This is a genomic window from Deltaproteobacteria bacterium (genome assembly GCA_016178705.1).
Taxonomy (GTDB): Bacteria; Desulfobacterota; Binatia; order HRBIN30; family JACQVA1; genus JACOST01.
Genome location: JACOST010000004.1, coordinates 43,050 through 65,751, shown reverse-complemented (window position 1 = coordinate 65,751; position 22,702 = coordinate 43,050). Strand labels below are relative to the sequence as shown.

The window sequence follows — 22,702 nt, the reverse complement described above, 5'->3', positions numbered from 1 at the left end:
CCTTCGCGGAATTGCACCTTCGCGGAATTGCGTTGACAGAGTCGACAGCGCTATGTCACCCTATCCAGTCGAAATGGTCGTGCCTGTTCACAAACTCATAATCCAGATCCCTTGTTACGATGAGGCGGATCACCTGGCGGCGACACTCCGCGACCTGCCGCGCAGCGTTGCCGGTGTCGAACGGGTCGAGGTGCTGGTGATTGACGATGGCTCGACCGACGCCACCGCCGAGATCGCGCGCGCCGAGGGGGTTGACTACATTCTCCGATTTCCGAACAACCGTGGCCTCGCGCGCGCCTTCACCGCCGGGATTGACGCGTGCTTGCGGCTCGGCGCCGACGTGATCGTCAATACCGATGCCGACAATCAGTATGCGGGCAGCGACATCGCACAATTGATCCGACCCATTCTCGAGCATCGAGCCGAGATGGTGGTGGGCGATCGCAATCCGTCGGCCCTGCGGCAATTCAGCCCGCTGAAACGGTGGCTGCAGTACTATGGGAGTTTCGTGGTCAGGACGCTCTCGGGTACAGAAATCCCCGATGCGACCAGCGGCTTTCGGGCGCTGAGCCGCAATGCTGCACTCCGGTTGAACGTGATCTCCGACTTCACGTACACGCTGGAGACTATCATCCAGGCGGGCAAGAAGCGTCTGCCGGTGACGCACGTACCGGTGACGACGAATCAGCCGCGCCGCGAGTCGCAGCTATTCACGAGCACGTGGAGCTACGTGAAACGCTCGGCGAGTACGATGCTCCGCATCTATGCGCTCTACGAGCCGCTCAAGGTGTTCTCGTACCTCGGCGGCGCGATGATTGCGATCGGGATGGCCCTGGGATTGCGCTTTCTCTACTTCTTTCTCGGCGACGGAGGGGGAGGCCACCTGCAGTCCCTGATGCTGACCGTGCTCCTCATCACCATCGGATTTCAGATCGTGCTCATCGGCCTCATCGCAGATCTCATTGGCGCCAACCGCTATCTAATCGAGGACGTGTTGCTGCGCATCCGCCGGATGGAGCTAGGGGAGCGGACCAACGACATCGAGGCTTGTGGTACGGGCGCCGAGCTGCAAAAGGTTGAGGGTGGCCGGTTGTGACGTCCCGCGGTGCTTCAGCGCCGCAATCTGTGTGTTTGTTCGGCACCTACAATTCGCAGCACACCGTGACCCGCATTCTTCGTCACGCTTGCGCCGCGGCGGAGATTTCCGTAGTCGAATGCCATCGCCCGCTGTGGCAGCACACGCGCGATAAGACGCGCGCCTACTTCTCTCCAACCTCATTGTTCCGGCTGGCAGTTCGCTATCTACAGATCGGTGCCAGTTTGGCGCGGGAGTGGCGTCGGCAGCGCGCGCCCGCCCCGGTGGCGTTGGTCGGATTCAACGGCCAACTCGACGTGCTCTTGCTGCGTTGGTTGGCAGGACGCCGTTACCCAATCGTTCTCGCTCCCCTGGTGACCATCACCGAAACCCTGGTGGATGATCGTCGCCAGTTTCCACCCCGCTCGCTGCGGGCCACGCTCGTTCGTCAACTCGATCGCCTGAGCCTCCAAAGTGCGACGCGTGTGGTGATCGATACGGAAGCGCACCGCCGCTACTTGCACAGCCAGCTCGCGATCGATCCGGAACACACTGTCACCTGGTATCTTGGCACCGATGTGGCCGCGTTCCCCAGCCGTCCGTTAGGGTCGCGAGCACGATCTGACTGTCGGGTTCTCTTCTACGGACAGTTCTTGCCGTTGCATGGAATCGAGACGATAGTGCGGGCCGCCGAACGGCTCCGCGACCAGCCGCGCATCACGTTTCGAATCATCGGTGCAGGACCGGAGCGCGCCGCGTGTCTTGCGCTGGCCAGGCAGTTGCGGCTCGATTCAGTCGAGTTCATCGAATGGGTTCGGTATGAGCGGTTGGCTGATGAGCTTGCCGATGCCGATATCGTGTTGGGCATCTTCGGCACCTCCGCCAAGGCGCAGATGGTGATACCCAACAAAGTCTATCAGGCCGCCAGCGTCGGTTGCGCAATCATCAGCGCCGACTCGCCGGCGATCAGAGAGGTATTCGTCGATGGCGAGACGATCCGTCTGACTCCAGCCGGCAATGCTGCCGCGCTAGCCGAGGCGATCCGTGGTCTGGCGGCCGATCAGGCGCAACGCGAACGGATGGCGCGCCACGCGCAAACGCTGATGCATGACCGCTTCAGTCCCGCGCAACAAGGCGACCGACTGGTGACGGTGTTCGCCGATGCGCTCGCCGCGGCGCAGTGATGACAACCATTCCCGCGGTCGGTGTAGTCATCGTGAGTTGGAACGGCGGCGAGGGGACTGACCGCTGTATCGAGTCCATGCGCGCGCAGCGGGTGGTAGACTACCGGATCGTCTTGGTGGACAACGATTCCGAAGCAGTGGAGCGTGCGCGGTTGCGCCAACGTTACGGCAATGTCGCCGATGTTGAGCTCATCGAGTTGCCCGCGAACCGCGGCTATGCCGGCGGCAACAACGCCGGGATCGAAAGGGCTCTGCAACTCGGGGCGCGGTTCGTTCTCGTGCTCACGCAAGATGTCGTACTGCGGGCTGACGCACTAGCGCATTTGCTGGCCGCCGCCCAGAGGCATCCCAACGCCGGCGTACTCGGGCCGGTTGTGATCGATGCGCAGAGCGGGGCCGAGCAGTCGCGCGGTGAACGGATTGTGCTCCCGTTGCTCTGCGCGCCGCGCACTCTGTTGCGTTACCGGCGAGTACGCTCGGAACCGTACGCGGTCAGTGGTCTTTTGGGATGCGTGGTGCTGCTGACGCGCCGTTGCCTCGAAGAGGTCGGAGCGTTCGATCCTGCGTATTTTGCCTACTACGAAGAGGTCGACCTCTGTTTGCGCGCCGGCCGCGCCGGGTACGAGATTCTCTGCGTGCCCACAGCAGTTGCTGCACACGATGGAATGCGCGGCTTCGCGGGCGGCTTCACTCCCCTGAGTGCGGAACTCAAGAGCCGCAATTTGCTCTACTTGATGCGCAAGCACGGTGGCTTGGTCGATTGGGTAGGGTTCTGGCCACTCTACAGTGCGCTCATTGCCAGCAGCATGATCTGGTACGCACTGCGTGGCCGCGGCGACATCGTGCGTGCGCTCGGACGTGGGCTGCGGGGTGGATGGCGCGGCCGCACCGGTGCACCCACGCCCGCGCCGCAGACGTTGTGATACGGCAATGCGGGTTGCGATCGGTGCGGTGCTCGGGGTGCTCGGCGGCCCCGCAACCTATGCCCGCGAGCTGGTGCGTGCTCTGGCGGCGCTCGCCCAAGCGGAGCTTAAGATCCTGGTCTTTACCGACGCGCCCACGACGATCAATGTCAGCGGCGGCAACGTGACCGTGATTCATGCGCCGCTGCCTGCCTCGTTCGCGCAACCGTTGTGGGATCATGTCGTGATCCCCCGTCTGGTGCGCCGCCATCGTCCAGATCTCTATCACGGGACAAAGGGCGTTCTGCCCGGTCGGATGGAGTGTCGCCAAGTGGTGACGATTCACGATCTGGCGGTGTACCACTGCCCGGCGAGCTTCGCCTGGCTGCAGCGCCTGCACCAACGATGGGAGCTGCCGCGAACGATCCGGCACGCCGCGCGCGTGATTGCCGACAGCGCGCATGCTCGCCAAGATATCGCGAACCACTTTAGCCTGCCGGGCGATCGTGTCGTCGCCGTCCCGCTCGGTGTGACGACGGAGTTCCACCCAACGCGCGGGGCGGACGATGCCGCGACGGTTCGCCGATTGCAGCTGCCTCCCCGCTACATCTTGTACGCCGGCACGATCCAACCACGGAAGAACGTGGAAGCCTTGGTCGATGCGTTTGTGAGCTGGGGTGGACCCGCCGACTGGCAGCTCGTGATTGCGGGACGCGTGCGTCCCGGCTACCGGCCAGCCTTTGTCGATCGTCCGCCGTCACGTGTGCGCTATCTCGGAACGGTTTCGGATTCTGAGCTGGCGACGCTGTATCGCCACGCGCTCGCGCTGGTCAGTCCGTCGGCGTATGAAGGGTTCGGGTTGTCCTTGCTTGAAGCGATGGCGTGTGGGTGTGTGGTAGTGGCGGGCGGAAACAGCGCGGCGGTCGAACTCGTCAATGGCGTCGGGCTGCTCCTCGATCGCCTCGACTCGGTGGCCATTCGGGCCGCGCTCGATCTGCTGGCGGCGAACGACGAACGCCGCGCTCAATGGCGCCAGCGCGGCCTCGATCGCGCGGGAAAATTCCGCTGGGAGCACACGGCCAGAGCGACGTGGGATGTGTATCGGACCGTTATGGATGAATCCGCATGACAGCAGAGCAGTCTCCGAGCGTGGCCGTGATCGTGCTCAACTGGAACGGTACGGACGACACGCTCGAGTGCCTCGAGAGTCTGACGCACGTGACCTATCCGCGGGCAGAAATCGTGGTTGTCGACAATGGCTCGCGGCCATCACCGCGCACCGCGATTCTTACCGCGTACCCCACAGTGACCTACATCGAGAACGATTGTAACCTCGGCTATGCCGGCGGCAATAACGTCGGCATCCGCTACGCGCTCGAGCGCGGGCACGACTACGTATTTGTCCTCAACAACGATACCATCGTCGAACCAGACTTCGTGACCGCTGCCGTTGCGGCAGCGGAGAGCGACTCTCGCATCGCGGTGGTTGGGATCAAGGTGTTGGCGTTTGAAGATCCCGCCCTGGTGTGGGTAGCGTACGGTGAGGTCACGTACCGACAGGGTCTCGTCCGATTGATCGGCTACTACGAGCGCGATGACGAGCGCTTCGCCGAGCAGCGGGACGTCGAGTGGGTGCCGGGAACGGCCTTGCTGCTGCGCCGGCAAGCCTTGGAACAGATCGGCCTCTTCGATGAAGCGTTCTTCGCCTATCATGAGGATGTTGACTGGTGCGCGACAGCGCGCGAGCAATCGTGGCGGGTAGTGTTTGCTCCCGCTGCGCGGATATTGCACAAGGGCCATCGCAGCTCGGGAGGCAAAGGGTACGTGACGCCGCGACAATACTTGGCTGGACGCAACATGGTGCGGTTCGTACGCAAGCATGCACGCTGGCATGAGGCGCTTCGGTTCATCGCCTTTCAACTGGGAACGCTGCCATTCCAGTATCTGCGGCGATGCTGGAGTGGCGAACAGCAAGGCGTGGTGCTCAAGGTACGCGGAATGCTCGATGCGCTGCGCGATCAGCCCATGCCCCTCACAGAGTTGGGTTTCCAACCGGAAGTACGATGAGCTTTACGTACTACAACGTCAGCTTGGGAATCGATCCGAGCCAAGAATTCTGGTACCGCAACGCCGACTCGGTCGAAGAGCAAACCGCGCTGTGTGACTACGAAACGACGCTCGATGTGGTGCGCGGCAGCCTGCCGCACGACGGCGTCATCGCCGAGACCGGCTGCGGCTTGGCGCGCTGGGTGATCTACCTGCGACGCGCTGGCTTTCCTGTGGTTGGGTTGGATATCTCCCACGCCGCGATGGTTCGTGCTCAGGCGGAGGTTCCCGATCTTCCGTTGCTGACCAGCGATGTGCTCGAGTTGCCGTTTCGCGACAACTCGCTGGCGGGGGTCTTGTCGTTCGGGGTCGTCGAGCACTTTCGGGAAGGGCCACAGCGCGCGCTGCGGGAGCTGTGGCGGGTTCTGCGTCCTGGCGGAGTGGCGGTCGTCGCCGTGCCGTACAACAACTACTTCCGGCGCGTGCTCATCAACCATCTGCGGCGGTTGCGGGATGGGCAGAAGCGACGCTCGGGGCTGGATCTGCAATTCGCCGAGTATCGCTTCAGCGCCCGCGAGCTGCGGGGCTTCCTTACGGAGTGCGGATTCGAAATCGCGTCGATGCATGCCGATGATTTTCGCCTCCCGTTGGGTAAGGGGCTGTGGGTCGATTCCTCGTCGTTCTTTGGCTACCGCAGCAGCGCGTGGGATGTCGCGCCCGGACATCGGCACTGGGAGATGAACGTGCGCGGTCGTCTCGTGCGCCGCCTCCTCGATCCGCTCTCGCCGTGGTGGACGGCGGGCGGGGTGCTGGCGATCGCGCATGCCCGCAAGTGACTCTCGTGCGCGTGGCTGTCGTCATCCCCATGTGGAATCAGTTGGACCTGACGCTGCGGTGTCTGCGCAGTCTGGAGCGCCTGACGCGGCAGCCCGAGCAAGTCATCGTGGTCGATAACGGTTCGCGACCCGATCCACGTCCGGCGCTGGAGGCGACGTGCCCGGGCGTCAAGGTGCTGCAGCTCGAATCCAATCGCGGATTTGCCGGCGGCTGCAACGAGGGCATCCGCTTTGCCCTCGCTGCCGGCGCGGAGGCGATCCTGTTGCTCAACAATGATGCGGTGGCCGACCCCGGGCTGCTCGCCGAGATGCTGCGACCGCTCGACGAAGACCCTCGCATTGGCGCGTCGGGGGCGAAAACGTTGACCGACGAATCGCCGCCCCGCATTCACGCCGCCTATGGGGTGGTGACTTTCCATGGTTCGCTCGTGCGCGTCGAAGGCTGGTTGGAGCCGGATGTGACGAAGTTCAACGTCGCGCGCGATGTCGACAGCGTGTCGGGCGGGGCGATGTTGCTGCGCCGCGCCGCACTTGAAGCGGTCGGGTTTTTCGATGAACGGTTCTTCGCCTATCACGAGGATGTCGACTGGTGTACCCGAGCGCGGCGCCTGGGCTGGCGTATTCGATACACTCCCTCGGCTGTCGTGTTGCATCGCATGCATGCGTCGACAGGCGGCGGCTACCGGAGTCCGATCACTTATTTGGTGGCGCGCAACAGTGTGCTGTTCGTTCGCAAGAACGCCACGCCGTTCGAGGCATTGACGTTTGCCGTCTACACCGCGGGCAGCCTGATCAAGGAAGCCCTCTATCGCTGGCGCATGGGTGAACTCGACGGCTATCGCCTGCGCTTGCGCGGGTTGCGAGACGGCCTCGTCGGCCGGCCGGTGCCCTTGGCGGAACTCGGCTTGGTCGGGTCCAGTGGCGCGAAGCAGACGCCGCTCGCGGCATGACGGAAGCGGCTGTGGACGCGCCTAAGGTCGCCATCGTCATCCTCAACTGGAACGGCCGCGAGGATGTCTTGAACTGCGTCGCGACCCTGCCGCGGCTGACGTATCCGAACTACGTTGCCACTGTGGTGGACAACGCGTCGGCCGACGGCAGCGTCGATGCCCTGCGCGAACGCTTTCCGCAGCAGCGCGTGTTGGTGATGGAAAAGAATCTTGGATTTTGCGGCGGCAACAACCGCGGCATGCGCGACGCGCTGGCGAACGGCGCGGAGTACGTCTTGCTGTTGAACAACGACACCGAGATGCATCCGGAGTTGGTAACCGAACTGGTGCGCGTGGCACGCGCAACGCCAGGCATCGGCGCGGCTGGTGCGAAGAATTTGCGACTGGAGAATCCCGCTGAAGTTTGGGGTGCCTACGGCGAACTGACATACGGCAAAGAGCTGGTTCGCGTCGCAGGGCAGGGTCAACCGGACGGATCGGCGTGGGCGGGCGTGCGCGATGTCGATTGGGTGATTGGCAACGGCATCATGATGAGTCGCGCGGCGATCGACGCGGTCGGCGGATTTGACGAGGGCTTCTTTGGCTATCACGAGGACGTCGACTGGTGTGTCCGTGCGCACGCGGCCGGGTTCCGCATCGTGTTCAATGGGGCGGCGATCATCTACCACAAGGGGTTTGGTGCCGCGCACCCGGGAAGACCGATCCCGTTTCCGGTGCTGTACTTCCTCGGTCGCAATGGCATCTTCTTCGCCCGCAAGCATGGCTCGCTACGGCAGCGGGCGCAGTATTGCACGCTGTTCTTCGTAGAGCTGACGCGGTTGATCGTCTCGGGGCTGGCGCGCGGCGAACGCATCAAGCCCTACCTGTGGCTGCTGCGCGGGTTCATCGACGGCGTACTCGGCCGCTTGCCGCTGCGCGCGCTCAAGCTGCAGTAGGTCACACGGGCGATGCCCTTTGCGATCTACGTTCCGTTCTACCCGGGTCACGAGCCGAATCTCATCTTCAGCCGTGAAGGCGACATCACCGACTACGACGCCTACCTGGCGCTGGCCGATGATGCGGCGTCGGCGGCGGTCTTCGACATCGAAGTGCCAAGCGACGGCCCGGTGATTGACGCGGGCTGTGGCGGTGGACGATGGCTGCTCCGACTCCACCAGCGCGGTCGGCGTATGATCGGTGTGGATCTGTTCGAGCCGGTGCTGCAACAGATTCATCGCCAGGCTCCGGCGGTTCCGTTGGTGCGAGCCGTCATCGCGACGTTGCCGTTTCGATCGGCATCGCTGGCGGCTGTGGTATCGCTCGGTGTCGTCGAGCACAACGAAGCAGGGCCCGACGACGCGCTGCGCGAGTTCGCTCGAGTCTTGCGTCCGGGCGGTCGGCTATTGGTGTCGGTTCCCTATGACAATCTGGTGCGGCGATTCGTCGTGAATCATCTGTATCGTCGCTACAACACGCCCTGGGCTGGTCGCGGGTACTATTTCGTCGAGTATCGCTTCCAGCGGCACGAGATCCTCGCGGCGCTGGAGCGAAGCGGATTTCGTCCACTGAGCTGGCACCCGCACGATCTGAAGCCGCCGCGCAGCGTCGGTCTGGTGGCCGACCTCAACATGCTCGGCATCCGCTTCGAGCAACGCGACGGAGCACTGCATTTGCACGTACCGCCCAATCGTGGGTGGAAGCTGAACGGCTGGCGCGGTTGGGCGGCACGCTTGCTGCCACGAGTGTCGCCGTGGCTGACGGCGGCGGAGATCCTGGTGGTGGCGGAGAAGGCCGGAGGCCCCGCGTGACGACGTCGCGTCGTTTGGTGTCGAATACCCTCGTCGTCGTCATCGGCGGCGCGGCGCAGCGGCTGCTGCACTTCGTGACCACCATCGTGCTGGCGCGGGGCTTGGGCGAGGAAGAATTCGGCACCTATGCGTTCGTCGTCGCATACATGTTCATCTTCGGCTTCATCGTCGATCTCGGCTTCGAGCGCGTGATCACGCGCGAGATTTCGCGCCAACCTGAACGCGCCGGCGAGTTGATTGGAACGGGATTTGTCATTCGAGGCGTTCTGTCCTTGCTGGCTGCGACGGTGGCGGTGGTGGTGGCGTGGCTGCTGAACCTTCCGGCGCTGACGCAGCTCTGCATCCTGCTGACGGCTATCGGTCTACCGTTATCGATCGAGATTCTGGTGCGCGGATTTTTCCAGTCGCGCTTCGAGATGCACTACACCTACCTCCTGACGCTCCCCGGACAGATCGTGTTCGTGGCGTCGGCGGCGGTGGTGATCTCGCTCGGCGGCCGGCTGCCGGCGGTGTTTGTATCCGCTCTCATTACCGGCGTGTTGACGGTCGCGTTGATCCTGTGGGTCGCGCTGCCGAAGATGGCGGTGGTGTGGCGCCCGGACCCTATACTGCTGCGCTACCTGTGGCGCGAATCGTGGGAGTTGGGCGCGGTCATCCTGCTGTTTCTGATCAGCATGCGGATCGACCAAGTGCTGCTGTATTGGCTGCGCGGCACGGCGGACGTAGGGCAATACGCCGTGGCGGTGAAAGTGACGGAAGCGCTCAGTCTGATCCCAGAGTCGGTGATGGTAACGTTATTTCCACTGCTCGCTGCAACCGAGCGTTCGGCTCCGGAGCGTTTTCAGCAGATCTATCGGGTCACGGTGCGCTACCTGATTGCATTGGTGCTGCCGATCGCACTGCTTCTGACGCTGGAGCGTGCTCAAATCATCCGCGTGTTGTACGGCGCGGCGTACGCGGAAGGGGCGACCGCTCTGGCCCTGCTGGCGTGGTGGATGTTCTTTTCGTTCACCGGTGCGGTGTACATCAACCTCATGGTGGTCAACCGCCAGCAACGCGTCATGGCGGTGGTGAGTGCGGCGGCGGTGGCGCTCAACCTGCTGCTCAACCTGCTCTGGATCCCGCGCTGGGGTGCGACCGGGGCCGCGGCCGCGACGTTGGTGAGCGGTGCGAGCAGCTTCGTCCTCTTCAGCGTGGTCCCGCAGACGCAGGCGATTTTGCGTGTGTGTTGTCGCGAGGCGATTCGTCCTCTGATTGCCATCGCGGCGACGGCGGTCGGAGTGCGCTTGCTTATGACGCCGAGTGCACAGGCGGTCGCTGTAGTGCCGCTGTACGTCGTCCTGCTGGTCACGCTCGGCGGCGTCGACCGGCACGACTGGGCGTGGGTCGGCGAGGTATGGCATCCGACACAGCCGCGCCGGTAATGCGCCCGGCGCTGTTGCCGACGGCCGCAGCCATCGGGTTGTTGGCGGTGTATTTCTTCGTGCGCTTTCGTGACGCACTGCTCGTGTTTTTCGCGCGCGACGATTTCTGGGCAATGGACAATGCGGCAGCGATCCATTTCAACCGTCTCGCTGACATCGGCCAAGTGTTTCGTTTCAGTCACAACGGCTTTCTCCTCTATCGGCCGCTGACTGCGGTTGGATACTTCTATGTGCTCCGGCAGCTGTTCGGCTACGACGCATCCGCGTATCACGCGCTGCATCTCGCCGTCCATGGACTCAACGGGTTGCTCGTGTTCGCGATAGCACGGCGCTTAACGGCGTCGACGATCGGCGGACTAGCGGCGGCGGTTGTCTATGCGGCGGAACCCGGGCATGCGAGTGCGGTCTACTGGTTGTCGACTTTCACGATGAGCGGGACAGCCTTGGTAGTCCTGACGATGATCTATCTATGGCTGCGCACATCGTCGTCCGTCCGCGCGGTTGGCTGCGCTACGCTCCAAGTCGTCGGTCTGCTGGCAAGTGAGCACGCGGTGGTAGCGCCGCTGCTGCTCGTTACGATCGCGCTGCTACGCTCGGAGCGAGAGCCGCGCCGCCGTGTGGTCGCGCATCTTGCAGTGCCCTCGATTGTGGTCACGGCCTACCTCACTGCCAAGGTATACTATTTCAGCGCGGTACGGCCGTTTGTAGTTACCGATGCCTACGCGCCGCGGCTGGACCTGGTCGGGTGGTTACAACGTCTGGGGCAGTACAGTGCCGCGTCACTCAATGCGCTGGCACTCTTACCGCTCGGCCGACGCGCGCTGATCGGCCTCGGTTGTGCGGTGACATTCGTGGTGGTTGCCGCGCTGTGGCGGGTCGGGCGTGGCAGCGATCGCTGGCGCCTCATCGCAATCGGGGGCAGCCTGTTCGTGATCAGCTTGCTGCCCGTCCTGCCGCTCGCCGGGCACTACTTCAGCTACTTCATCGGAATCGCCGGATTGGGCGCCGCACTGGCCGCTGTCGGCTCATGTCAACTAGTGGGCGGGGTGTGGTGGCGTGGAGTCGCCGTGTCGATAGTGGCGCTGATTGTGTTGATCGACGTTGCAACCGATGGGCGGGCGGTTCGCGACAATCCGGAGGTGGTTTTGGTCAAAGGCACGGCAGAATGGTCAGCGCGTTGGGTATACCGCGTACGAAACGTTGGCGACGCGGAGCAGGGCGTGCGAGAGGTGCTGATTCCACGCGACGGTATCACCGACGATGTGTTCGCTTTGGGCGGTGCGCAGCGGTTCTTCACGGCCGACCCGCCTCGCGTTGAAGTGTACAGCCCGACCCAACCTCCAACCCAGGCGCCGGGTCGTGTGGTGCTCGTGGGGCAACCCCCGCCGATTCCGGACGCCCAACTTCCAGGTTGGGAGCCGCAGTGGCATTGGCTGCGGCTGTGGGCGGGAATGCCGGGGTGAGGTTGAATGCGATCGGCGCGAACATGGGTCCGACGTGGAGCGCCCATCGTGGGGCTGATCGGCTTCGGAATCGGGCTTGGGCTGGTCGTCCTCGAGCTGGGGTTGCGATTGGCGGTTCCGATGCTCCGTCCCGCCCCGCGCGCAATCGAACCGATTGGCGGAGCGTCGGCACCGATCCGTGTGCTCTGCGTCGGCGATTCCCACACGTACGGGCTGTGGGTCAAAACGGAGGAGAGTTACCCCGCACGTCTGCAAGCCAAGCTGTCGACCGGTCCTCGTCAGTTCGCTGTCCTCAACGCTGGAGTGCCCGGCATGAACTCGTCGCAGCTGCGGGATACGCTGCCGGATCTCCTCGACAGTTTCGCCCCGGATGTGGTGCTCCTTATGGTCGGCGTTGCCGATTTCTGGAACCGAGCTGGCGCGCAAACCAAAGAGGTGCGCAGCTGGCGCTGGATCTTACGTGGTGGCGAGTGGTGGGATCGCAGCCGGGTCGTGAAGCTCGCGCGCCTCATCCGCTTCAACCTTCGCTATCGCTCCGCGGTGCGAAATGCCGGGGTTCCCATCGTGGAGCACGGCGGTCTTGATTGGAAAATCCACGGAGGCACGCACGAGATCAGCGGGACGCACGAAGGGAGTTTCTACTACCCGGCCGAGGAGGAAGAGGTTGTTCGGCGGGTGCTGCGTCGTGATTTATCGACGATGGCGTCGGCGATACAGGCGCGTGGTGTGACGCTTGTATTGATGACGTATGCGCCCGAGGTTCCGCTGTATCGCACGATCAACGGAGTCTATCGCGATGTTGCGCAGCAGACGGGCCTTCCGCTGATTGATCTCGGCCGGCGACTTGCTGAATGGTCGGAGCCGCCGGGGCAAACGAGCGCGTATTTCCCCGACTTCCATCCGCGGCCTGCCGGCTACGAACTGATCGCCACGGTCGTGGCGGAGGCACTGCCGGTCTATGTCGAAAGCTCAAGGCGATGAAGCCGGCGAGTGGGTGCCGAGCGCGAGCAAGCGTTCATCCGTGCTGGCGTCCGGGCTCATCCGCTCGACAATGCGCGCCGGGTTGCCGACGACTACACAGTACGGTGGAACGCTCTCGGTGACGACGGTGCCGGCCCCGACCACGGCGCCGCGGTGCAAGGTAACGCCCTTGAGGATGAGGGTGTTGATGCCCAGCCAGACGTCGTCTTCGATGATGATCGGCGCACTGCGAACGGTCAGCATGCTGCCGAGCGGGATGCGCCGCTCGCTGGCCTGCATCGAATGGACGTCGTTGTCGTAGATCTTCGTGCCGGCGCCGATCCAGCAGTGATTGCCGATTGACACCTTGCGCGCCACGCAGATCACGTGATGCCCGCCAAAGGTGATGTGATTCTTCAACTCCAAGTGTGCCGGATCCGGTAGCCCCATGCCGACGACGAGGGACATGCCCTCGACGAACTCGACGTCGTCACCAATGTCGATGATCCCGTCGCCGTTGATCCGCGGTGCGGGACCGTGGAGCCGCAATTTGCGTCCAACGGTTCGGCAGCGATAGCGCAGCGCCGGTTCATAGACGAGAATTTGCATTAGCAACGTGCGCACATTGAACAGCAGCGGCCGCGCGTAGAACAGTGCGCCACCCAGCATGCGACCGGTTGGCAAGTGGACCGTCCCGCGCGCCCGCTCAAGTTGGCGAATCACCTGGATGAAGGGGTGGACCTTGGGAGCCTCGGCCATGCGCCCATCGCATACGGCAGCCGCGTGAGAGCGTCAACTGAAGGACCGCCGCCGCGATTCCGCGTTTACTTGTCGATGCAAACTAGGTTAAGCTGACAAGTATGGCTGGAATTGCTCGGGCGCTCAGCGTGGTAGCGCCGCGTTCCTTGAAGTTGCTGCTGGCGAAGAACGACAATCTCACCCCACGGCGTCTGTTCAACGTCATCCTCAACAAGGTCGAAATGAAGCTCGGCCGGACCCATTTGGTCTCGCGTCCGTACGAGCTGTGCATCGACGTGAGCAATAAATGCAACCTCAGCTGTCCGTTCTGTCCGACGGGGCGACATGAGATCGGTCGCGGCAAGGGCCATGTCACGTACGAGACGTTCGCCGGGATCCTCGATGAGCTGGCGCCGTATGCGCTGACGCTCGAGCTCTTCAATTGGGGGGAGGCGTTCTTCAACCCCGAACTCCCGCGGCTGATTGCGTTTGCAACCCGCAAACGGTTGGCGACGCTGATGTCGAGCAACCTCAGCTTTCGACTCAAGGAAGACTATATCCGTTCAGTCATCGCGAGTGGCCTGACCTACATGACGGCCTCAGTGGACGGCGCGGATCAGCAGTCGTACGAGGTGTACCGCCGCGGCGGGAAGTTCGATCTGGTTATCGAGAACCTGCGGACCTTCGTGCGCCTGAAGCGGGAGATGAACAGCGAGTTTCCCCGCATCTGCTGGCAGTATCTCATTTTCGCCCACAACGAAGAGCGGGTGGACGAGGCTCGGCGCCTAGCGCAGGAGATCGGGCTCGACACGTTCTCGGCGATGGGTGGGTTGTACGAGGACCCGAGCTGGGCCCCCAAGGGTGACTACTCGTTTGCCTACCTCGACATGCGCGCCAACCGGTGCGCTTGGCTTTGGAAGAAGGCGGTCTTTCACTGGGACGGTGGAATGGCGTCGTGCTGCATGGGCTTCTACAAACACGACGACTTCGCGGACTGGACGCCGGGAACGTTTGGGCAGATGTGGAACAACGCGAAGTTCATTGCCGCGCGCCGAATCTGGACCGAAAAGGACTCTCCGTTACCCGAAGGGCACTTCTGTACCGATTGCGACAAGGTCCGCTTCTATCGAGGCATGCCGTTGCACTCGAAGATGAAGCTGCCTCCCGAGCTGAGGGAACTCGAGGCGAGCTAGCCGCTCTGTGCTTCTACTGAGGAACCATCGAGTCGCGTGACAACCCGAGCCGGGTTCCCTGCAACGACGCAGCCGGCCGGAACACTAGCGGTCACGACCGCTCCCGCAGCGACCACGGCCCCTCGCCCGATGGTGACACCTTTGAGGACGAGCGCATGCAAGCCGATCCAGGCGTCATCCTCGATCACTACCGGTGCGCTCTTGATGAACGGCATGGTGTCGTTCTGCTCGCGGCGCCGCACAGGGTCCATTGGGTGCATGTCGTTGTCGTAGATGCACACCCCTGGGCCGGTACGGACGTGCGTTCCAATCGTGAGGCCGCGCGCGACACAAAAAATGTTCTGTGGCCCAACGTGAGCATAGTCACCGATACGCAACAGGGGTGGTTCAGGAGTGCCGAGGCCCACGAGCAGGCTGAGGTCGGGAGCGATCTCGACCTCGCGCCCAATCTCGATGATGCCGTCGCCCATGATGCGGGGCGCGCCATACAACCGGAGTCCGGTACCGACCTCACGGCAGCGCGCCCGCAACGCCGGCTCGTTCACCAATGTCTGCGTGAACCAACCCCACAAGTTGCCAATGAAGGGGCGCGCGTGAAACAGAGACTCCCGTAGCCATTGCGGATAGGGCAACTGCGTGCGACCGCGCGCAAGATCAAGGCGCCAAGTCAGCCGCACCAGTAGTGGATGAATCTTCTCCGCCGCCATACTGAACGCCGCGATAGGGAAATGCACCGGGCAAGTCAAACCGGTCCCCCGCGATGAGTGGCCTGCGCTTGCTGTGCCGCATGGGCTCGTGTACGAGTTGCGGCCAATTCAGTGGTGAGGGGCAATGACCGCGATCCCGGGTTTCGTACGCCGCAGCTTCGCGAGGCTTGGTTGGCAAAGGTTCTCGGGCGCTGCGGACAACCCGCAAGCCCCGCCGCATCTGCCGATCACGGTCCTGCCGGCGGCGACCCATGTACCGGCGCTCGACGAAGACTGGCTGTATTGGCCGAATCCTGACGAGCACTATCAAGCAATGCTCGCGGGAGAAGCGCGGTACTGGCGCGGCGGTGATCCGCTGAACGAACTCATTGCCAGCCAGCCTCGCACGCAGCGTCGGTACTTCGCATTCATGAATGAGACGCTCACCGGCGATGCCGGGACGCCTTGGTACCGCGCGATAACGCGTGGCCGGCGGTTTGCGCGTGCGGCCAGCCTCGGCAGTAGCGGTGGGACGGTCGAAGCCGAATTGCTCCGTCACGGTGTGGACGAGATGGTTCTCTACGATCTCGGTGGTGCGCCGCCCGCCGGCACATATCAGATGCCGCGCAGCGTGCGAGCCCGGTGCCGCTGGGAAGCGGCCGACCTCAATTTTGCGGCGCTGCCTGAGCACCACTTCGATCTCATCCTCGACAACTCCGCGTTGCACCACATCGTCAACTTGGAGCACGTGCTGTTTCAGATTCGCCGGGCGTTGCGGCCGGACGGAGTGTTGGCGGTGTCGGACTACATCGGCCCCGCTCGCTTTCAACACTCGCAGACGGCCCGCGAGATTGCGGATGCCGTGCGGCGCGCGTTGCCGGCGTCGCTGCGCCGCCCCGGGCTCGATTGCATGGAAAATGCGCCGCTCGGCGAGGCGTGGCCACACAGCCCTTTCGAGTCGGTACGATCGAGCGACATCGTGCCCTTGCTGCACCACTTCTTTGAGCCCGCGCACTGGATCGAGCTGAACGGGCTTTGGTTTTTGCTGGGCTTCAAGCTCGATCCCAAGATCTATCGCGAGCACGCGTGCCTGGAGTGGCTGCTGCGACTCGACCTCGAACTCACTCGTGCGTGCGTCATGCCGGCCACATTGGGTGTCGGCTTGTTTCGGCCTCGCGCGACTGCCGCAACGCAGGCGAATCGGCGCGCGGCACTGAGCGAGGAGAATCATCCTTAACAATCGAGACTCGGCGTGTAACAAGACGCCGATGCGATCGACCGGCAGTGGCTGGCGCGATGCGGCCGTGAGTGGGCTGGTGCTAGCCGCCTGTGTGGTGACGCCGCTGGCGTGGTGGAGTCTGCGCCTTGGCCCTATGCGGTCAGGCGGCATCCCAACCCTCTTTACCTACGACGAATACCAGTACTCGTTGCCCGCGTTGGAATACGCGGCCCAAGCGTTTCGGGCGAGATCCGTCCCACTGTGGAACCCCACACAGTTGTGCGGCACGCCGTATCTCGCGGCGCAGCTCCACGGTGCGTTGTATCCCCTGCACTGGCTCGTCGCCATTTGGGACGTTCCCCAGGTTCTCCGCTGGATGCTGTTTATCCACTCGATGCTGGCGATCGGCGGAACGTATTGGTGCGCGCGCGGCTTTGGAGTCGGCCGCGCGGCGGCGTTGTTGGGTGGCGTCACCTATGCCTTCAGCGGAACAGTCACCGACCTCAACTTCGCGAGCATGGAGCCAGGGCCGGTGATCGCGGCATGGTTGCCATGGCAACTCGGATTGACCCGGAAGCTTTTGCGGACCGATGCGCGGTGGGGATGGTATGCCGTCGGCTTGGGTGCGACGACCGCGTTGTGCGTTGTTGGCGGGCATATTCCGATGCTGGCGGACTTCTTCTACCTCTGCGGGGGGTATGCCATTGCACAGTTGGTCGTCACGGCTCATCGAGGGGGCGCGAAGGCGGCCGGTTCACAAATGGTGCGCCTCGGCGTAGCCGGCGTTGTTTTGGTAACTCTCAGCGCCGTTCAGGTATTCCCCACACTTGAACTGGGGCTGCGCAGTCCGCGCCAACCCGGTGCGTTGACGAAAGGAGGTGGGACCGACCCACCAGCATGGTTGCCACCCGATCAATTGTTGCGGGACATCTTGTACCCGTGGCCACGAGCGTTTGGACTCGGCGGTGAAGGCCATGTCGGAACGGCGGCGCTCGCGCTCGCGGCGGTTCCGCTGTTGTGGCGCCGAACCCGCCGCCGCGGGATATTTTTCTGCGCCGCAGCGCTTGCCGCGACTCTCATCGCGCTCGGGGATCACACCCCCGTTTACCGTTGGTATCTACACTTGCCGGGATCGTCGCTGATTCGCATCCCGCAACGCTTCATGTTGATAACGGCGCTTTGCCTTTCGCTGTTGGGTGCCCTCGGTGCCGATACGCTACGGCGGCATCGGCGGGTGAGCGAAGTGGCCATCTCGACTGCGGCAGGAGTGGGTCTACTGGCAATACTCTGGTGGGGGTTACGTACGGTCAATGTGCGATGGCAGCAGGGTGATCCGTCGGCTGTTGCCGCATTGCGGCAGCATGGGATGTGGTTCGTGGCGTGGGGCGCATTGTTTGCGTTCCCGCATCGCTGGTTCGGCGCACAGTGGCGGCGGGCACTGGTTGTCGTCGTCGTCGCAGCTAGCGTGGTGGAACTATACGGTTCGATCGGTGCACAGTTCTCGATTCCCGCGAACCAACCGGACGCCTTGCAGGTTCCTTGGAACGCGGCCGCCTTCATCCGCCAGCGGCAAGGCTTGACCCGCACCTTCGCCCCAAATGGCTTGTCGTCGCAGGATGCGTTGATGCGCGAGATCCCGCCCAAGCTGGGCATGCTGACAGGCCTGAACGTCATCGGTGACTACGAGGTGTTGCTCGACAGTCGCTACAATACGCTGGTCAATCAGATCGAAGGCGTGGCCGAATCCAAATGGGGCGGGTTCGTTGCCAGTCGAATTGGACGAATCGGAGCGCAGCAAGCGCCCTTGCTACGCGTCTTGGGTGTAGGCTTCGTCTTGATCCATCGCGACGCCGCGATTGATGTGTCCGGATTGCCGCCAGCGGTGTATCGCGACGCCGACTACGATGTGTACGAGATCGCCGAACCGTTGTCGCGCGCGTATGTGGCCACGCATGTGTCGGTGGCGCCGACGGCGGAGCAGGCGTTGGCCGCTCTGATCAACGGCACTGCGCTGATTCTGGAGCATGGAGTCGTCGTAGAGGAAACCGCATTGGCCAACCGCGATTCGGCGGGCCGTGTAACAGTTACGGCATACGCGCCCCAGCGGGTCGAGTTGCAAGCGCAGCTCGAACGCCCAGGCCTCGTCGTACTGCAGGATCAGTTCGATCCGTACTGGACCGCGACGGTCGATGGCCACGCGACGGAGATCGTGCGGGCCAACTACGCATTTCGCGCGGTCGCCGTCGATGCCGGGGCGCATACCGTGCGCTTCGTGTATCGCCCGTGGTTGTTGTACGCAGGTGCCGCAACGACGCTCGCAACGGTGATCGTCTTGCTGGCGCTCGGTCTCCGCTCACTGACCCGATGGAGGCGGGAGCGCTCGATCCCGTTGCACGCCGATGCGTGACGGCAGACGCCGCGACTTCGTGGCGGGTATCATGCTCAGCCTCGCAGGTCTGGCGATTGCCGTCGTCGGCATCGAACTGTACCTGCGCTCGCGCGTGCCACCCAGCTTCGCCGTAAGCGAAGCCACAATTGGCTACGTGCTTGCGCCCCAACACGCGCAAACCATCCCGGTCGTGGAGCACACCAACGGCGATGTCGTGCGACGCACCAACAACCTCGGATTGCGACGCGACAGCGACACGGCAGTCGACAAACCGCCGGGCACCTGCCGCATCTTGCTACTCGGCGATTCGCAGACCGAAGGCGTCGTCAACAATGCCGAGACGTACGCGGCGCGCCTGGAGCAGGGAGAGCGGGAGCGTGGAGCGGCCAATGTGGAAATCCTCAACGCCGCGGTGAGCGGGTATTCGCCGCTGCTCGAGTATCTGTGGCTTCGCGAGCGTGGACTGCGACTGCGACCCGATGCCATCATCGTTGCGCTCTACACCGGCAACGACGTTGCCGAGCTGTTGATGCGCCACGAAGACTTCGGTGGCCTCGGCCCGCGCTTCGCTATTCCATTTTTGGTGCGCGACGGCGGCGAGTGGCATGTCGAACCACCGGGAGCCGACCTCGGCCTTGCCGGTGGCGTCGACTGGTGGCTGCAGACGCGGCTGCGCGCTTACGTCCTGGCACGTCGGGCTGTGTTGGGACCCGCGCGTGAAGTCCGCGACGCGACGGCGCGGGTGGCAGCAGAGTGTGCCGGATGTCTCCAAACAATGTGGCAAGCCGCGATGGCTGACGGCGATCCAAAGCGCCTTGACGATGGCTTTGCGAAGCTCGACTACCTACTTGGCCAGTTTCACGCGATCGCTGTCGGCCTGCGGATTCCGCTGCTGGTGGCGGTCATCCCAACCAAGATTGAAGTCGAGGGAGCCACAGTTGCTCAGTACGTCGAACACGCCGCGACGATCTTGGGATTGCACTACGACGCCGCGGCGTTCGACGACGCCGTGCGCGAACGGATGCTGGCACTCGCTGCGCAAAACGGGCTTCAGACGGTCGATCTGTTACCGGCGTTGCGGGCCGCGGCCGACGCTCATGGTCGCGCGCAGTATTGGAGCGTTGACTGGCACCTGAACCCCGAGGGGCACCAAGTGATCGCCGAACAGTTAGCCCCCTCAATTGCGAGCCTCTGCGCTGCGCGGCTGCGCTGACCACACTGAGCGTTGGATGCTCGAAGCCAATTCCGCTCAGCGGTCGATGCGGGCTTTGCGTACCAGGAACGGTCGCTCGATCGTGCAGTAGGTGGCGGTTGAGAGCACAAGGACCCCGATCGCGAGGAATGCGGCGATGGCGCTGGTTCGAGTGTTCCACTCGAGCAGGGGACCGAATCGCGAGTGTTGCAAGGCGTTCACGGACAGGTCCAGGAAGGGGTAGTGCACCATGTAGATCGAGTACGACAACGTCCCTACGGTCCGCAAGATCGGATTTGACAGCAGTGGCTTGAGTCGTACCGGCGTGTGTAAAAGCAACAGCAGACACACCGTCCACAGCGCGCCTTCGAGTGCGTGCCACACGTGGTAGGTGGACTCCGCGCGCGGGTAGCCGACGGAGGTCACCCACGCGAGCAGGCAGCCAAGCCCCAGCAGCGTCGCCAACAGAGCGAAGTCGGCTCCACCGTAGCGCATCCACGGCCGTTGTGCGCACCACTCGCGGGCGCGCAACCCGTAGCGTGCGGAGTACCAGGCGGCCACAATGCCGAGGGCAAAGAGTGAGGCGCGCCCGAACAGCGAATGCGTCAACCACACCTGAAGGGCGACAGATGGAAGCGTGACATAGCGCGCGGCAAACGCCAGATACGCCGCTGCGTACGTCACAATGAGAGCCGCGCCCCAGAGACGGCCCGTTCGGGATCGCACCGCGTACGGAAGCAGTGGCAGCAGAACGTAGAACTGGACCTCGGTACTCAAACTCCACCACACTGCGCTGTAGGGCCACAGGGGGTTTGCGAATCCGGGGGCGAGATCAACGAAGGCCAAATGTGGCAGACCACGAAGAACGGCGACTGGTTGCGGCGCACACAGAACGCTGGCGGTGAACACGGTGGCCCAGTACAGCGGCAGGATCCGCAACGCGCGGCGAGTGCAGTAGTTGCGGCGATTCACTGGCGCCTCGCCAGCAGCCTCGCGCAAGAACGGCTGCGATAGCAAGAAGGCGCTGAGCACGAAGAAGAGGCTGACCCCTGTGTGCCCGGCGTGCACAAACGCGGACAGCGGCGAGACGGTTGTTCCAAGCAGGCGCTCCTGGCCGCCGGCCATCAGCATGTCGAGGTGGTAAAGCATCACCAAGGTGATGGCGACCCCGCGCAGCGATTCGATCTCTGGAACGTAGACCGAAGACGGTCGGATACCCGCCGGCCGTGCCGCTTCAAGCTCCCGCGGTATGGCTGGCATGGGCGGGATGGTATCTCACGCTCACCACGGAGCAAACCTGATCTCGCCATATCCACGCGCAGCAGGCGTGCCGAGGTTGGGCTGCTCACGATCACACGCTTGACGCTCTCGACCTCATCGCATACTTCTCGCGCGGTTTGCGAAGTCAGCTTGGTGCAATCCACGGCTCGGAGAAAGGGGTGGAGGTCATGATGCCGCACCGAACATTCGCGGTGGTAGTGCTGTGGGGAATGTTGTTGCTCGCGCGTGCGGCGCAGGCGGAGCCGTATCTGGCGGTGCGCGAGGGCTACAACTGTAGCGGCTGTCACACCAATGTTACCGGCGGCGGCAAACGCAGCGACATCCCGACGATTCATGCGCACGACATTCTCCACTACCCGAATTGGTTCGGGAAGTTCTCCAACCCGACCGATCCGTTCACCGGCGAAGTCAACAAGTACATCAGCCTCGGCGGCGATCTGCGCGTGAGCAACGTCGCGACCTTTCAGGACCAGGGTGCCAACGGGCGCGTGAACAACAACACCGCCTTCCGCGGTCGCCTCCAGACCGACACCCTCGACGTCAACGAAGCCGAAACGTACCTCGAACTGCGACTGATTCCCGAGATGCTCACCTTCTATCTCGATCAGGAGTTCGCCCCGAGCACCGACACGCGCGAGGTCTTCGGCTTGCTGCGCGGCTTGCCGTTCAACGGCTTCGTCAAAGCCGGCCGCATGTTCCTGCCGTACGGACTGCAATTGCTTGATGACACCGCGTTCATCCGCGGTGGGCGCAATGGCTCGTCGACCACCAACTTCAGCTTCAACACTCGCCAGGCCGCCTTCGAAGTGGGCGTTGAGCCGGGGCCGTACAGCGCGATCTTCGCAGTCTCCAACGGCGCGTCGGGCGATCGCGACGTGTGGGTGAGCGGGACGGTGTCGGCGATGTGGACCGAGGTGCCGGTTGTGCGCAACGTCTTCCTCGGCGGCTCCGCCGCGCACATGGGCGGCAGCGTTGACAACGTCGAGTTCTGCTTCTTCGGCGGCAGCAACCTTGGGCCGCTGACCGGTCTGGGTGAAGTCGACTTCCTCGAAACCAACACCGCGACCGCGGGGCAACAGGGCACCTTCATCGGCTATGGCGAGCTCGATTACTTGCTGATGCGCTGGCTCAACCTCAAGTCGACCGTCAGCTACTCCGACGATGACGGCGATCTCACCAGCCGAGCCAATGACAGCGAGAACGTTGTGACCGTCGGCCTCGAACCGTTTCTCAACCGCTTTGTGCAAACGCGGTTGACCTACTCCGTGAGCAACGGCGTCGAGTCGAAGCCCAACCACAATCAAGATCTGTGGATCGCCGAGCTGCACTTGTTCTTCTGAGGAGTGGGGACAGGGAAGAAATCTCCCGCAGCCAACC

At 63.4% G+C, this 22,702-nt stretch carries 20 protein-coding genes; 17 read left to right on the top strand and 3 right to left on the bottom strand.

Translation table 11 applies throughout. From position 1 onward, the window contains the following. Positions 1 to 73 precede the first annotated feature (73 nt). From HYR72_01895 to HYR72_01840, 12 genes are all read left to right on the top strand, one after another. A complete protein-coding gene (locus HYR72_01895) occupies positions 74 to 1,096 on the top strand; it encodes a glycosyltransferase family 2 protein (GenBank protein MBI1813710.1) in 1,023 nt (340 codons plus the stop codon). 65 nt (positions 1,097 to 1,161) lie between these two features. Continuing rightward, positions 1,162 to 2,259 carry a glycosyltransferase gene (locus HYR72_01890; protein MBI1813709.1) on the top strand — a complete coding sequence of 366 codons (1,098 nt, stop codon included), beginning with the start codon at positions 1,162 to 1,164 and terminating at the stop codon, positions 2,257 to 2,259. Further along, positions 2,259 to 3,182, top strand: coding sequence for a glycosyltransferase family 2 protein (locus HYR72_01885; GenBank protein ID MBI1813708.1), 924 nt, complete (start codon positions 2,259 to 2,261; stop codon positions 3,180 to 3,182). Before HYR72_01890 ends, HYR72_01885 begins: the two co-directional genes overlap by 1 nt. 7 nt (positions 3,183 to 3,189) lie before the next feature. Next, positions 3,190 to 4,290, top strand: a complete 1,101-nt coding sequence (locus tag HYR72_01880; protein ID MBI1813707.1) for a glycosyltransferase family 4 protein — start codon at positions 3,190 to 3,192, stop codon at positions 4,288 to 4,290. Continuing rightward, on the top strand, positions 4,287 to 5,228 hold the full coding sequence (locus HYR72_01875) for a glycosyltransferase family 2 protein (GenBank protein ID MBI1813706.1): 942 nt from the start codon (positions 4,287 to 4,289) through the stop codon (positions 5,226 to 5,228). The genes HYR72_01880 and HYR72_01875 overlap by 4 nt, the downstream gene beginning before the upstream one ends. Next, positions 5,225 to 6,043: a class I SAM-dependent methyltransferase gene (locus HYR72_01870; protein ID MBI1813705.1), complete on the top strand. Its 819-nt coding sequence runs from the start codon at positions 5,225 to 5,227 to the stop codon at positions 6,041 to 6,043. Before HYR72_01875 ends, HYR72_01870 begins: the two co-directional genes overlap by 4 nt. Continuing rightward, the gene (locus tag HYR72_01865) at positions 6,040 to 6,993 is read left to right on the top strand and encodes a glycosyltransferase family 2 protein (GenBank protein ID MBI1813704.1); all 954 of its coding nucleotides are present in this window, start codon (positions 6,040 to 6,042) and stop codon (positions 6,991 to 6,993) included. The genes HYR72_01870 and HYR72_01865 overlap by 4 nt, the downstream gene beginning before the upstream one ends. Before the next feature lie 11 nt (positions 6,994 to 7,004). Further along, positions 7,005 to 7,928, top strand: coding sequence for a glycosyltransferase family 2 protein (locus HYR72_01860; GenBank protein MBI1813703.1), 924 nt, complete (start codon positions 7,005 to 7,007; stop codon positions 7,926 to 7,928). 12 nt (positions 7,929 to 7,940) lie between these two features. Continuing rightward, a complete protein-coding gene (locus HYR72_01855) occupies positions 7,941 to 8,780 on the top strand; it encodes a class I SAM-dependent methyltransferase (protein MBI1813702.1) in 840 nt (279 codons plus the stop codon). After that, positions 8,777 to 10,204 carry a flippase gene (locus HYR72_01850; protein MBI1813701.1) on the top strand — a complete coding sequence of 476 codons (1,428 nt, stop codon included), beginning with the start codon at positions 8,777 to 8,779 and terminating at the stop codon, positions 10,202 to 10,204. Before HYR72_01855 ends, HYR72_01850 begins: the two co-directional genes overlap by 4 nt. Next, positions 10,177 to 11,667, top strand: coding sequence for a hypothetical protein (locus tag HYR72_01845; GenBank protein ID MBI1813700.1), 1,491 nt, complete (start codon positions 10,177 to 10,179; stop codon positions 11,665 to 11,667). Before HYR72_01850 ends, HYR72_01845 begins: the two co-directional genes overlap by 28 nt. Positions 11,668 to 11,847: 180 nt before the next feature. Continuing rightward, positions 11,848 to 12,648 (top strand): hypothetical protein, encoded by an 801-nt coding sequence (locus HYR72_01840; protein ID MBI1813699.1) that lies wholly within the window; start codon positions 11,848 to 11,850, stop codon positions 12,646 to 12,648. Here the strand turns inward: HYR72_01840 and HYR72_01835 are convergent. Further along, a complete protein-coding gene (locus HYR72_01835; protein ID MBI1813698.1) occupies positions 12,637 to 13,386 on the bottom strand; it encodes an acyltransferase in 750 nt (249 codons plus the stop codon). The genes HYR72_01840 and HYR72_01835 overlap by 12 nt on opposite strands. A gap of 101 nt (positions 13,387 to 13,487) precedes the next feature. Here HYR72_01835 and HYR72_01830 point away from each other — a divergent pair, with 101 nt between their 5' ends. Next, a complete protein-coding gene (locus tag HYR72_01830) occupies positions 13,488 to 14,558 on the top strand; it encodes a radical SAM protein (protein ID MBI1813697.1) in 1,071 nt (356 codons plus the stop codon). Here HYR72_01830 and HYR72_01825 read toward each other — a convergent pair. Continuing rightward, positions 14,555 to 15,028: an acyltransferase gene (locus tag HYR72_01825; protein ID MBI1813696.1), complete on the bottom strand. Its 474-nt coding sequence runs from the start codon at positions 15,026 to 15,028 to the stop codon at positions 14,555 to 14,557. The two genes, HYR72_01830 and HYR72_01825, sit on opposite strands and share 4 nt — an antisense overlap. A gap of 361 nt (positions 15,029 to 15,389) precedes the next feature. Between HYR72_01825 and HYR72_01820 the strand changes: the two genes are divergently transcribed. The 3 genes from HYR72_01820 to HYR72_01810 are packed head-to-tail and all read left to right on the top strand — an operon-like array spanning position 15,390 to position 20,065. Beyond that, positions 15,390 to 16,481 (top strand): methyltransferase domain-containing protein, encoded by a 1,092-nt coding sequence (locus HYR72_01820; GenBank protein MBI1813695.1) that lies wholly within the window; start codon positions 15,390 to 15,392, stop codon positions 16,479 to 16,481. A gap of 31 nt (positions 16,482 to 16,512) precedes the next feature. Then, positions 16,513 to 18,870, top strand: coding sequence for a YfhO family protein (locus tag HYR72_01815; GenBank protein MBI1813694.1), 2,358 nt, complete (start codon positions 16,513 to 16,515; stop codon positions 18,868 to 18,870). A gap of 31 nt (positions 18,871 to 18,901) precedes the next feature. Next, a complete protein-coding gene (locus HYR72_01810) occupies positions 18,902 to 20,065 on the top strand; it encodes an SGNH/GDSL hydrolase family protein (protein MBI1813693.1) in 1,164 nt (387 codons plus the stop codon). 36 nt (positions 20,066 to 20,101) lie between these two features. Here the strand turns inward: HYR72_01810 and HYR72_01805 are convergent, their stop codons facing one another. Beyond that, a complete protein-coding gene (locus tag HYR72_01805) occupies positions 20,102 to 21,304 on the bottom strand; it encodes an acyltransferase (GenBank protein ID MBI1813692.1) in 1,203 nt (400 codons plus the stop codon). 188 nt (positions 21,305 to 21,492) lie between these two features. Here HYR72_01805 and HYR72_01800 point away from each other — a divergent pair, with 188 nt between their 5' ends. Next, entirely contained in the window at positions 21,493 to 22,665 is a 1,173-nt protein-coding gene (locus HYR72_01800; GenBank protein ID MBI1813691.1) for a hypothetical protein, read from the top strand. Positions 22,666 to 22,702: the final 37 nt, after the last annotated feature.

Bases quoted from the DNA above. Each gene is read 5' to 3' on its own strand.
- HYR72_01830 (MBI1813697.1), top strand. From the start codon at position 13,488: ATGGCTGGAATTGCTCGGGCGCTCAGCGTGGTAGCGCCGCGTTCCTTG.
- HYR72_01820 (MBI1813695.1), top strand. From the start codon at position 15,390: ATGACCGCGATCCCGGGTTTCGTACGCCGCAGCTTCGCGAGGCTTGGT.
- HYR72_01895 (MBI1813710.1), top strand. From the start codon at position 74: ATGGTCGTGCCTGTTCACAAACTCATAATCCAGATCCCTTGTTACGAT.
- HYR72_01870 (MBI1813705.1), top strand. From the start codon at position 5,225: ATGAGCTTTACGTACTACAACGTCAGCTTGGGAATCGATCCGAGCCAA.
- HYR72_01810 (MBI1813693.1), top strand. From the start codon at position 18,902: ATGCTCAGCCTCGCAGGTCTGGCGATTGCCGTCGTCGGCATCGAACTG.
- HYR72_01885 (MBI1813708.1), top strand. From the start codon at position 2,259: ATGACAACCATTCCCGCGGTCGGTGTAGTCATCGTGAGTTGGAACGGC.
- HYR72_01875 (MBI1813706.1), top strand. From the start codon at position 4,287: ATGACAGCAGAGCAGTCTCCGAGCGTGGCCGTGATCGTGCTCAACTGG.
- HYR72_01825 (MBI1813696.1), bottom strand. From the start codon at position 15,028: ATGGGCGACGGCATCATCGAGATTGGGCGCGAGGTCGAGATCGCTCCC.
- HYR72_01835 (MBI1813698.1), bottom strand. From the start codon at position 13,386: ATGGCCGAGGCTCCCAAGGTCCACCCCTTCATCCAGGTGATTCGCCAA.
- HYR72_01880 (MBI1813707.1), top strand. From the start codon at position 3,190: ATGCGGGTTGCGATCGGTGCGGTGCTCGGGGTGCTCGGCGGCCCCGCA.
- HYR72_01855 (MBI1813702.1), top strand. From the start codon at position 7,941: ATGCCCTTTGCGATCTACGTTCCGTTCTACCCGGGTCACGAGCCGAAT.
- HYR72_01805 (MBI1813692.1), bottom strand. From the start codon at position 21,304: ATGCCAGCCATACCGCGGGAGCTTGAAGCGGCACGGCCGGCGGGTATC.
- HYR72_01800 (MBI1813691.1), top strand. From the start codon at position 21,493: ATGATGCCGCACCGAACATTCGCGGTGGTAGTGCTGTGGGGAATGTTG.
- HYR72_01845 (MBI1813700.1), top strand. From the start codon at position 10,177: ATGGCATCCGACACAGCCGCGCCGGTAATGCGCCCGGCGCTGTTGCCG.
- HYR72_01815 (MBI1813694.1), top strand. From the start codon at position 16,513: ATGCGATCGACCGGCAGTGGCTGGCGCGATGCGGCCGTGAGTGGGCTG.